Below are 11,237 nucleotides of genomic sequence, written 5' to 3' on the forward strand. Positions count from 1 at the left end.
TGTTGCGGGATTCCGAAATTCTGTGAGCCACCTTCGACCCCGTTCTCGCATTGAGGGTGCCTCGCTCTTTGTGGGAATCCGCCATGACCGATGAAACGATCTTCGCGGCCGCGCTCGAAAAGACCGATCCGGTCGAACGGGCCACGTATTTGGTTGGCGCCTGTGCCGGTGACGTGAAACGCCGACAGCGGATCGAACGGCTGCTCAGCGCACACGAGGGCGCTGGCTCCTTCCTCGAACACCCCGCGGTCGCTGCGCCCGATCCGGACCGCGCCGATGCACGTACCGTGGCGCACGAGGCCGTTGGCCTTGCCGACACAGACGAGGCGCTCCGGTTTCTCGCACCGCCTACGCGCCCCGATTCACTCGGGCGCATCGGGCACTACGAGGTGCTCGAAGTGTTGGGGCGCGGCGGGTTCGGGATCGTGTTCCGCGCGTTCGACGACGTGCTGCAACGGGTGGTCGCGGTGAAAGTGCTCGCGCCGCAAATGGCGACCACGTCGCCGGCGCGCAAGCGGTTCATCCGCGAGGCCCGGTCGTCGGCCCAAATCCGACACGAGAACGTGGTCCAGGTCCACGCGGTCGAGGAACTCCCGCTCCCGTTCCTGGTGATGGAGTTCGTGCCCGGCGAAACGCTCCAACAGCGCCTCGACCGCGCCGGACCGTTGGACGTGGCGGAGATCCTGCGGATCAGTCGGCAGCTCGCCGAGGGACTGGCGGCCGCACACGCACAGGGGCTGGTTCACCGCGACATCAAGCCCTCCAACGTGCTGATCGGCGGCCCGAACCAACACGTGAAACTCACCGATTTCGGCCTCGCGCGGGCCGCGGACGACGCGAGCATTTCGCAGAGCGGGATCGTGGCCGGGACGCCGATGTACATGGCCCCAGAACAGGCACGGGGCGACACCCTCGACCACCGCGCGGACCTGTTCAGCCTCGGGAGCGTGATCTACGTGATGTGCGCCGGGCGCCCGCCGTTCCGCGCGAGCGGGACGCTGGCCGTGCTGAAGCGCGTCTGCGACGAAGACCCGCGCCCGATCCGGGAGGTCATTCCCGAGATACCGGAGTGGCTGTGCCGGATCGTGGAGAAGCTGCACGCGAAAGACCCGGACCAGCGGTACCAGAGCGCGAAGGAAGTGGCCGCCGTACTCGCCGACTGCGAGCGCCAGTTACAGGAACACAGCACGTTAGTGGACGTCGCGCGCATTCCCGCCGGCAAACTCGCGCCTACCGCGCCCTGGCTCGCAATGTGGGCCACGGGTGTGATCGCCTTCGCCATTCCTTTAGCCGCGCTTATACCGGACCCGGGGCTGGCGTTGTCAGTTTTCACCCTTCTCGTGTGCGCGCCGATCGCGCTTCGCTCGGTTGGGTCGGTTCCCTCTCCCAAGTCGCCGGGGCCTGTACCCGCGGGGGCACCGGTCAAACACGCGCGCCCAAAAACACCGGCGCCGCGGAGCTGGGTTCCTTTCGTAGCGGCTTTGGCCTTGCTAATCGTGTGCTCCAGCGTTGTTGAGTTCGGTCCACTTGCTTTGTACGTGGGCAATCAGGGCGAAGTCGAAATCGTCCCGGACCCCGAGCTGGTGTCGGTGATTGTTCACCAGGGTGACGACGCGGTCACCGACTGGTTCGATGTGAGCCAGCACCCGAAGATCAAACTGCCGCCGGGCAAGTACAAACTCGAACCGGGGTTCGCCTCACTCAAGCGGACCGCGGAGCACTGGAAGATCGCGACGCACGGCGTGCTCACCGGTCACTCGTCGCGGACGAGCGCCGACCGCGCACCGGGGTTCGAGATCAAGCGCGGCGAGCGGGTCACCATTCGGGTCGTCATGCGCGACAACCCTCAACGCACCGATCACATCGCGGACCCCGAACCGTCGCCCGCTACTGCCCCGTTCGACGCGATTCAAGCGAACGAGCACCAAAGAGCCTGGTCGCGTCATCTCGTTCTGCCGGTCGAACACACCAATTCCGTCGGTATGAAGTTCCGGCTCATCCCACCCGGGAGCGTACAGGAGGGCCGCAAACCCGAGCCAGTTGCGACTGCACCTGTGCTCAGGATGGTAGACCCGGAGGAGTGGGCGCACCGGGAGATCCAAAGCGAGGCGTCCACCACGGTGACCGCGATCGATGCCCCGTTCTATTTGGGTTCCCACGAAGTCACGAGCGAGCAGTTCGAGCTGTTCGTGACGCAAACGGGCTACGTCACGACGGCGGAAGCGAGCGGCCGGGGCGGTTGGGCCTGGGACAAAAACACTGGCCGGGATGTTCAGAAGCCCGAGTACACCTGGAAGAACACGGTGTATGTGCCCTCGCGCAAGCACCCGGTCGTGTTCGTAACGCTGGCCGACGCGCAAGCGTTCTGCGCCTGGCTCAGTCAAAAAGAGGGCCGGACCTACGTCGTCCCGTCCGAGGGGCAATGGGAGTTCGCGTGCCGCGCGGGGACCACGACTCCCTGGTATTGCGGAGCGGAACCCTCGGCGCTGGAAACCTACGAGTGGATCAAGACGAATTCTGACGATCGGAGCCACGCGGTGGGCGGAAGGGAACCCAACCCGTTCGGCTTGTTCGATATGTTGGGCAACGTTTCGGAACTTGCGCTCGACTCGAACCGTGAACTGGTTCACCGCGGCGGTACGGCCGTGTCCTCGTACTGGCTGTCTCGTTCCGCGGCGCGCTTCCGGATCGGCAAAGCGGGGTACAGCCACGCCCGCAGTGGGTTCCGGGTGGCGATTAGTAACTTGAAGGCGAAATCCGAGGAGCCCAAATCGGCGCCTGCCTCTGAAGTCGTGCAACCGCTGCGCGACGCGGTGGCGGCCAAAGGGCGCGCTCTGGAATACGTGAAGAAGCGGTTCGAGGGCGGCCTCGCCAGCAAGCTCGATGCCCTAGTTGCGGAGGCCGAGTGGACCGAGGCACGTATCAAGTTGGCGGAAGCCGAGGGGGACAAGCCGGCTGTGATCGAACGGCTCGAGGAACTCGTGAAGCAGCGCTCGGAGGAACGCGAACTGGTCGCGTTTCGCGTCGAACTTGGAGCCGATCGTCGGGAGCTACTGGACCACGCCGACGCGCGTCTCGCGGAGGCTAAGTCGCGGCTGGCGCGAGTCAAACCCGCCCCAAGTGGGCTCCCGGTCGCTCCGACACCGCGCCGCGTGCCGACCCCGGCACCGAACCGCGTGCCGCTTCACGATCGCGACAAAACGGACCGGTTCCTGTGCGCGGTCGGGTGAACGGAACGTGAGGAACCGGCATTGGTAGTGTCGCCCGCGGCTCGGCAATGATACCATGAGCCGCGAACACTGGACCTTTGCCGGAGCCGTTCGATGTCCTCTCCCGTTATTCTCGCAATCGACCAGGGAACCACCAGTTCGCGCGCCGTGGTGTACGACGCAAAAACGTTCGACGTGCTCGGCACCGCGCAGCAGGAAATCGAACAGCACTACCCGCACGACGGTTGGGTGGAGCACGAACCGGAAGACATCTGGTACTCGGTCGCTCGCACGGTGCGCGAGGCGCTCGCGCGGTCGGGGCGCGACGCCAAATCCGTGGCCGCGATCGGAATCACGAACCAGCGCGAAACGGCGGTCGCGTGGGACCGGGCCACCGGGCGCCCGGTTCACCGCGCGATCGTGTGGCAGGACCGCCGCACCACCGACTTTTGCCGCGAGCACGCGGCCGATCAGCCGATGCTGACCGCGAAGACCGGGTTGGTACTCGACCCGTACTTTTCGGGCACGAAACTCCGGTGGCTCCTCGACCGCGCGCCGCTGCTGAAGGTCGTTGCGGACCGCGGGGAACTGGCGTTCGGCACGGTCGATTCGTTCCTCATCTGGCGGCTCACCGGTGGCGCGGTTCACGCCACCGATGCGACCAACGCGAGCCGCACGCTGCTGTTCAACATCCACACGATGCAGTGGGACGACGAATTGCTCCGCTACTTCGGCGTACCCCGCGCCGCGTTGCCGGACGTGAAGCCGAGCGTGGCCGAGTACGGTGTCACGAAGGGGCTGGATTTCCTCCCCGACGACGTACCGATCCGCGGCGTCGCGGGCGATCAGCAGGCCGCGCTCTTCGGGCAGGGATGTTTCACCCCCGGTGAGGCGAAGTGTACCTACGGTACGGGGGCGTTCTACCTGCTCCACACGGGCGAAACCGCGGTACAGTCGAAACACAAGTTGCTCACCACCGTGGCCGCGATGACCGACACGCGCCCCAAGTACGCCCTTGAGGGCGCCGTGTTCATCGCGGGGGCCGCGGTGCAGTGGCTCCGCGACGGGCTTCACCTGTTCAAGTCGTCGGCGGAAGTGGAGCGGCTCGCGAAGGAATCGAACCCCGCGGAACCGGTGCTGTTCGTGCCGGGGTTCGTGGGTCTGGGCGCGCCGCACTGGGTTCCCGAAGCCCGCGGGGTGATCTTCGGACTGACACGGGCGACGACCGCGGCGGATTTGGGGCGCGCGGCCCTGGAAGGCGTCGCGTTCCAGGTGGCGGATTTGATCGACGCGGCGGAACGGGGGGGGTATGGACCTAACCCCCTAACCCCCTTCGCCTCGTCGAGCGCCGGTCCTGTCAGCGGAGCTTCTCGCGGACCGGCGGCGAAGGAAGGGGGGACCGAACCCTCGGTGGTTTTAAGCCCCTCTCCCCTTGGGGGAGGGGTTGGGGAGGGGTTCGAGAAAGAATCAGGGACCGGAGAAGGCGGGCTCCTGCGTGTGGACGGTGGGATGGCGCGCAACGACTGGTTTTTGCAGTTTCAGGCCGATGCGCTCGGGCGCCCGGTCGCGCGGGCGGCCCAGAGCGAGTCGACGGCTCTTGGGGCCGCGTTCCTCGCGGCCATCGGAGCCGGACACGCCGACGAACCCGCGCTCGGTGCGCTGGTGTCGGCCGCGACACGGTTCGAGCCGAAGTTACCGGCCCCTGATCGCGCGAAGAAGCTCCGGGAGTGGCGCCGGGCCGTGCGCGCGGTGATCGGGTTCTACTCCGCGGAGTGAGCGCCGGAACCGTGGTGCGTCTCTAATGTGATCGAGAGTCTGTTCCCACGAGAGCTTCGGTTTCATGCTTCCTGCTGATGTGCTTCGTCAGGTGCGCCGACTGCACCTCCGCGCCCGGCGGCTCGTTCAAACGCTCCTCGGCGGCGAGTACCACTCCGCGTTCAAGGGGGCCGGGCTGTCGTTCGAGGAGGTGCGCGAGTACCAGGCCGGCGACGACGTGCGGACCATCGACTGGAACGTGACCGCGCGCGTCGGGCACCCGTTCATCAAGCGGTTCGTCGAGGAACGCGAGCTGACGATGATCCTCGTGGTGGACGTGTCCGCGAGCCAGGGGTTCGGCACGCGGCAGCTCACGAAGCGCTCGGCCGCGGCGGAACTCGCGGCGCTACTCGCGCTGTGCGCGGTGAGCAACAACGACCGCGTCGGGCTGCTCGCGTTCTCGTCCGAGGTGGAGCGCTTCGTCCCGCCGAACAAAGGCCCGCGCCACGTTCTTCGGCTGCTGCGCGACATTCTCGCGTTCGACCCAAAACACCCGGGAACCGACCTCGCCGCGGCCCTCGACTACCTCAACAAGGTGCAGCGCCGGCGGGCCATCGTGTTCTTCATGAGCGATTTCATCGGGAAGGGGTTCGAGGGCGCGTTCCGCCGCGCCGCGCACAAACACGACCTGATCGCGGTGCGCACGAGCGACCCGCGTGAGCGCGTGTGGCCCGCGGTGGGGCTGGTCCGGCTCCAGGACGCCGAAACCGGTCAGCAGGTACTGGTGGACACCAGCGATCGGCGCGTCCGGGACCAGTTCGCCGCCGCCACCAAAGCACGCGACGAGGCGTTCGCCAAGCTCGCACGGGGTTGCCAGGCCGATCTGATCGAAGCGGGAACGGACGGCGATCACTTCGACGCGCTGTTGAACTTCTTCCGCAAGCGCGACCGCCGCCGGAGGCACGGATAGAGATGCTGACCCAGACGGGAATCCGGGCCGCGGTGCCGGCGCTGGTGCTTCTGTTCGTTGGTGCAGCGCTGGTTCGGGCGCAGCCGTCGGACGTCGTTGCGTCCGCGCAAGTGAACCAGACTCAAGTGAAGCTGTCGCAGTCGGTCCGCGTTACGCTCGCGATCGAAGGCCCCGCTCCTCTGCGCGGCGCTATGGAACTGCCGAAGTCGCTGCTCACCGCGGACGCGGACGCGAGCTGGCGCATCCGGCCCGATGGCGAGGCCGAAATCAAGCCGCTGTCGAACGGGCGCGAACGGTGGCAGCAGGTGTACCGGCTCGATCCCTACGTGCCGGGGAAACCGCTGCGCGCGACGTTCAACCCCGTGACTGTGAACCGTCAGTCGGTGACGTGGCCCGCGGTGGAAGTTACGGTCGAGCGCACGAGCAGCGAGTCCGCGCCGCTTCCGGAACCGCACTCGGTTACGGCTGTTGAAGACATTCCGGCCGTGGAGCGGCCGACGTCTTCGGATCGGGCTTTGGTTCCGTGGATCGCGGGCGCTGGCGTGCTCGTGTGTGCGGTCGTGGGGCTCGCCATTTTGATGCGCCGGCGGGGGCGTCGACCGATTCCGCCGACCGAGTGGGCGCGGGCCGCTCTCGCGCGACTGGAGGCCGGCGACATGTACGGCGATGTTGTTGCAGAGCGGGTCGCGGCGATCTTGCGCGAGTTCGTGGAGCGCCGGTTCGCGGTCCCGGCGACCAAACTTACGACCACCGAGCTTTCAGCGGCGACGGCTCAGCAGGGGTGGCCGGTCGAACAGTCCGAGGCGCTGCGGGCGGTGCTCGACGAGTGCGACCTGGCCAAGTTCGCCGGGAACACGCCCGACGACGACGGGTGTCGGAGGCTGATTCGCACCGCCACCGATTGGGTGGACCACGTGAGCCTCCCCGCCGGGCCAGGCTGACGGCGGCTTCGGCACGTCCTTCCCCCCAACCGACCAACCCACGACTGGTGTCCACTGTGCGGGCGGCGCCCACCCGTCGAGCAGCGGCGGGTGCCGATCGATGTACGGGTTCCGCGAGCGGTCGTAAAAGAGGTCTTGCGGGTACGTGGCCGCGGGGCGGATCGTTCGGCGATCGATGACCTTCGCGAACACGAGCGCTTCGAGAACGGCTTGCGTGCAGAACACCGGGTGCCCCGGTCCGCGTGGGCCGGGCGCGAGCGCCGTGCGGATCGGCCCGCGCGGGCTGAGTGGGGTGATTTGCGCCGCGAACAGCCCCACCGCGTACCGCTTGTTCTCCGCCGAAACCGCGAACGCGGTGAGCCGGGCATCCTGGTCCGGCGTGAGCGGAACGTGGCGCTGGCGCACCCAGATGTAACCGGGGAACTGTGCGAGCCGGTAGTCGAGCGGTGTAAGTCGGGTCCAGATCGTGTCGTTGAATCCGGCTTCCAGTACCCCGAGTTTCCCGTCCGGCATCGTCACCACGAGGGCCGAGTGCCCCGGGCGCCCGCTGAACACGAGTCGGTACAGGGTCGTCCAGAACGGCGTGGTGTCGCTCAGAAGCAGCACGTCGCCGGCTTTTGGCGCGTATTGAGTGGCGGGTAAGCGGACCGCGGTGCGCACGTCGTAAGTGGGCTGGTACAGATACCCGCTCGGTGCTTCGACCGGAATGTAGACGGGCGGGTAGCGCTTCGGCCCCACCGGATCCCCCCCGAACCCGGGCGACAGTGCCAACGACAGCGCGGCGATCTGAAACATTGGCGGCTCCGTGAACCCGGCGCGGCGGCCACTTCTCAATATGTCTCAAGGGACACTGCGGGCCAACTGGTCCCCGCAACAGTTACTCCATCGCCAGAGTGTGCGGTCCCCTTCATCGAAACAACCGACACAGGCGCCCTGAACGGACGACACATGCTCCTGACTGTAACGACGACTCGTAGCCCCGCGACCGACCTGGGTTGGCTCCTGCACAAGCACCCCGACAAGGTGCAATCGTTCGATCTCACGTTCGGGCAGGCTCACGTCTTCTATTCCGAGGCGGCCGACGAGCGCTGTACCGCGGCTCTCGTTCTCGACGTGGACCCGGTCGGACTCGCGCGCCAGCGGCGAAGCACTGGTAACGAGCTTCTCGCGCAGTACGTCAACGACCGACCCTACGCGGCGTCCTCGTTCCTGAGCGTCGCCCTGTCACAAGTGTTCGGCAGCGCACTCAACGGGAGCTGCAAGGCGAAGCCGGAACTCGCCGAGACCCCGCTACCCCTGGTCGCCCGGCTCACAGCGCTTCCGTGCCGGCGCGGAGGAGAGGGCTTCCTGCGTAGACTTTTCGAGCCACTCGGATACGACGTTTCGGCCACGCGGCACCCGCTCGACACACACTTCCCGGAGTGGGGTGAATCGCCGTACTTCACGGTCGAACTCTCGGCCACGGTTCGGCTCGCGGACCTGCTCTCGCACCTCTACGTCCTCGTCCCCGTGCTCGACGATGAGAAACACTACTGGGTCAGCACCGATGAGGTAGACAAGCTCCTCCGTCACGGCGGGAACTGGCTCGCCGCGCACCCGGAAAAGGAACAGATCGCGGCCCGGTACTTGCGCAGACAGGGCAAATTGGTGAAGTCCGCGCTCAGTTCGCTCGGGCGGGACGAAGTGACCGACCCGGATGAAGCCGCGGCTGCACAAGACCTGGCGGAAGAACGGTTGGAAGCCCGCGTGAGCCTGCACGAACGGCGCCTCGCAACTGTTCATGCCGCTCTGCGCGCGAGCGGTGCTAATCGCGTGCTAGACCTCGGGTGCGGGGAGGGGAAGCTCCTCCGGCTGCTCGCGACTGATCCGCAATTCAAGGAAGTGGTCGGCGTCGACGTGTCCGTGCGGAGCCTGGAAATCGCGCGCCAGCGCCTCGACCGTCAGCGCCTGCCCGACAATCTGGGCGACCGCGTGAAGCTCCTGCACGGCGCCCTCACGTACCGCGACGCGCGACTCGAAGGTTTCGACGCCGCGGCCTTGGTGGAAGTGATCGAGCACCTCGACCCGCCGCGGTTGGGCGCCTTCGAGCGCGCGCTGTTCGGTGCCGCGCGGCCGGGAGTGGTTGTGCTCACGACGCCGAACAGCGAATACAACGTGCGGTTCGAGAACCTGCCGGCCGGCAAGTTCCGGCACGCGGACCACCGCTTCGAGTGGACCCGCGCCGAGTTTGCGTCGTGGTGCGCAGGCGTGTGCGCCACCCACGGCTACACGGCCCGCATCGATCCGCTCGGCGACGTGGACGCAGAAGTCGGCGCGCCGAGCCAAATGGCGGTATTCATGCGGAACGCCGGAGGCAGCGGCGCGGTGTTGAATTGAGGCGCGGAGTATTTGGTTTGGTGGCACAGGCCTCTGGCCTGTGGAGGCGCTCACACAGGTCAGAGGCCTGTGCCACGAACACAAGACAAACTTCAACACAGCAAGGCAGTGTATGAACGCCGGTTTTGATCCGACGTGGTCGACGGACGAACTGATTTCGTTCGCGCTGTCTCATCCGCCGACGGATGAAGATGGTGATCCACATTGGGAAGTCATCCGCATACTTCACGGGCGCGGAACGCGCGAGGTGTTCGACACCGCAACTCGTTTGCTCACCAGCGCATGCCCAATGGAACGCGCGCTCGGTGTGAACATTCACGCTCAACTCGGTTACAAGCAAGATAAACCGTTCGCGGTGGAATCAGTTCAACTGCTTGCGAACTTGCTAGGAACTGAGAAAAACGAAGACGTTATTTACGACGCGCTGATCGCGTTCGGGCACCTGCACCAGCTCGAATGCTTGCCAAGCGCCGTGCGATTTGTGGGCTATCCGGACGACCACATTCGCTACGGCGTCGCCTATGCGCTTGCTGGTTTGGACGACGAACGGGCCATCGCCACGCTGATCGCTCTCACCGACGACACGAGTGCGCTGGTCCGCGATTGGGCCACGTTTGCCCTTGGGAGCCAGACCGAGTGGGACAGCCCGGAACTTCGTGCGGCATTGTGGGCACGTACCGCGGACGTAGATGACGTAACGCGCGGTGAGGCACTCAAGGGTTTGGTTCACCGCAGGGACGCGCGCGCGGCCGAAGCCATCGTTGCCGAACTGGACGGCCCGGACCCGTATCTTACGGCGGTCGAAGCGGCCGAGATTCTGGCCGATCCGTGCGTGTTACCCGCGCTCGAACGGTTGCGCGTGCGGCACCCGGGAGACAGGTACGTCGAGCGCGCGATCGCGGCGTGCGCAACGAACGGCTGAGGCTCACTTCACCGCGAACTTCACGTCGCTCACAGGCGCGCCGAAGTTGTGCGTGCGGACCCACGTGTTCCAGCCGAGTCGGGGACCGGCGCGTTCGTCGTACTCCAGTGCGGTGACCGGTACCGCGTCCGGTTCGATGACTACCTGAACCTCCGCGTCGAACTCCAGGCCCAAATACAGGCGAACCATTTCGCACACCGGCCCCCGGGCGTCCCCGCCGGGGAGCAGGCTGCGGAACGCGCGCCCGTCGAGCGGCCCGACCACGACGCGGACGCTCCCCTGCACGTCCCACACGCGGCGCCCGATCACCACGTCGCGCCCGAGGGTACAATTCAGCCCGGGGCGCCCCTCGCGCGGGAGTTCCGCCTTGTTCTCGGCGTCGAGGTAGAGCCACTGACCCGCGAACTGCTCCACGCGGACCGGCCAGCCGAAGAAGTCGCCGAGAATCTGCTCTAACCCCGTCGCGGTGCTCGGTTGGCGCGAGAGCAGCCCCGCGTAGAAGACGGGCACGTCGCCGGGGAGCTTCAGCCGCTCGCGCAGCCCGCCGGTACCGAATCCCGCGACCGAGAACCCCGCGCGCGTGGCGGCGTCCTCGCGAGTCGCGCCCTCCGCACGCTGCCGGTCCACGACCGCGGCCCATCGGTTCTTCTCCCACGCGCGCGTGAAGAGCGACAGGAGCCGGTGGTGGAACATGTCGAGCCAGTCGCGGAGCGTGTGGTCTTTTAGCCGCGATCGGCTGATGAGGAGGGCGGTGTAATGCTGCGGTAGAATCCCGTCCGGCCCGGTCAGTCCGCCGAATGTGGTAACCAGTTCCGGCGGCCCGTCGCGTTCGGGCGCGACCTTTGACACCGATCCCACCGGGAAACGTAGCGCAGGCAGCACGCGGAATGACACCGCTTCCTGCTCGGGCGCGGTGTCGCCTCCGACCGCCGTGCGATCCTCCGCCGAAGCGAGCCGTTCGAGCAACCGTACCGCCTGGAAGAAGTCGAACTTCCCTGGCGCGGCGAACAGCGCGGCGAGCGGCGAACGGGGGTGGGGAGTGGAACTCATCTCAACACGCGAAT

At 66.7% G+C, this 11,237-nt stretch carries 7 protein-coding genes; 5 read left to right on the plus strand and 2 right to left on the minus strand.

The features are described 5' to 3' along the window. Nucleotides 1-83 precede the first annotated feature (83 nt). The 3 genes from VT84_RS02510 to VT84_RS02520 all read left to right on the plus strand — a co-directional run bounded on the left by VT84_RS02510 (nt 84) and on the right by VT84_RS02520 (nt 5,934). Entirely contained in the window at nt 84-3,230 is a 3,147-nt protein-coding gene (locus VT84_RS02510) for a bifunctional serine/threonine-protein kinase/formylglycine-generating enzyme family protein (RefSeq protein ID WP_082838383.1), read from the plus strand. Nucleotides 3,231-3,323: 93 nt separating this feature from the next. Then, on the plus strand, nt 3,324-4,985 hold the full coding sequence (glpK, locus tag VT84_RS02515) for a glycerol kinase GlpK (RefSeq protein WP_082838384.1): 1,662 nt from the start codon (nt 3,324-3,326) through the stop codon (nt 4,983-4,985). A 64-nt stretch (nt 4,986-5,049) separates the two neighbouring features. Further along, nucleotides 5,050-5,934 (plus strand): DUF58 domain-containing protein, encoded by an 885-nt coding sequence (locus VT84_RS02520; protein WP_052553660.1) that lies wholly within the window; start codon nt 5,050-5,052, stop codon nt 5,932-5,934. 758 nt (nt 5,935-6,692) lie between these two features. On the opposite strand, the gene VT84_RS02530 is transcribed toward VT84_RS02520, so the two are convergent. Beyond that, nucleotides 6,693-7,670 (minus strand): hypothetical protein, encoded by a 978-nt coding sequence (locus VT84_RS02530; RefSeq protein ID WP_082838386.1) that lies wholly within the window; start codon nt 7,668-7,670, stop codon nt 6,693-6,695. Between the two features lie 153 nt (nt 7,671-7,823). On the opposite strand from VT84_RS02530, the gene VT84_RS02535 reads away from it, so the two are divergent. Next, entirely contained in the window at nt 7,824-9,251 is a 1,428-nt protein-coding gene (locus tag VT84_RS02535) for a 3' terminal RNA ribose 2'-O-methyltransferase Hen1 (RefSeq protein ID WP_082838387.1), read from the plus strand. Between the two features lie 112 nt (nt 9,252-9,363). Further along, complete coding sequence (locus VT84_RS02540; protein ID WP_082838388.1) at nt 9,364-10,173, plus strand: HEAT repeat domain-containing protein; 810 nt, start codon at nt 9,364-9,366, stop codon at nt 10,171-10,173. Nucleotides 10,174-10,176: 3 nt separating this feature from the next. On the opposite strand, the gene tssG is transcribed toward VT84_RS02540, so the two are convergent. Further along, nucleotides 10,177-11,223 carry a type VI secretion system baseplate subunit TssG gene (gene tssG, locus VT84_RS02545; RefSeq protein ID WP_082838389.1) on the minus strand — a complete coding sequence of 349 codons (1,047 nt, stop codon included), beginning with the start codon at nt 11,221-11,223 and terminating at the stop codon, nt 10,177-10,179. Between the last annotated feature and the right edge of the window lie 14 nt (nt 11,224-11,237).

Source organism: Gemmata sp. SH-PL17, assembly GCF_001610855.1.
In the GTDB taxonomy this organism is placed as follows: domain Bacteria; phylum Planctomycetota; class Planctomycetia; order Gemmatales; family Gemmataceae; genus Gemmata; species Gemmata massiliana.

What these genes read in the sequence shown, in the direction of transcription:
- VT84_RS02510 (WP_082838383.1), top strand. Translation starts at nt 84, where the DNA reads ATGACCGATGAAACGATCTTCGCGGCCGCGCTCGAAAAGACCGATCCG.
- glpK (WP_082838384.1), top strand. Translation starts at nt 3,324, where the DNA reads ATGTCCTCTCCCGTTATTCTCGCAATCGACCAGGGAACCACCAGTTCG.
- VT84_RS02535 (WP_082838387.1), top strand. Translation starts at nt 7,824, where the DNA reads ATGCTCCTGACTGTAACGACGACTCGTAGCCCCGCGACCGACCTGGGT.
- VT84_RS02530 (WP_082838386.1), bottom strand. Translation starts at nt 7,670, where the DNA reads ATGTTTCAGATCGCCGCGCTGTCGTTGGCACTGTCGCCCGGGTTCGGG.
- tssG (WP_082838389.1), bottom strand. Translation starts at nt 11,223, where the DNA reads ATGAGTTCCACTCCCCACCCCCGTTCGCCGCTCGCCGCGCTGTTCGCC.
- VT84_RS02520 (WP_052553660.1), top strand. Translation starts at nt 5,050, where the DNA reads ATGCTTCCTGCTGATGTGCTTCGTCAGGTGCGCCGACTGCACCTCCGC.
- VT84_RS02540 (WP_082838388.1), top strand. Translation starts at nt 9,364, where the DNA reads ATGAACGCCGGTTTTGATCCGACGTGGTCGACGGACGAACTGATTTCG.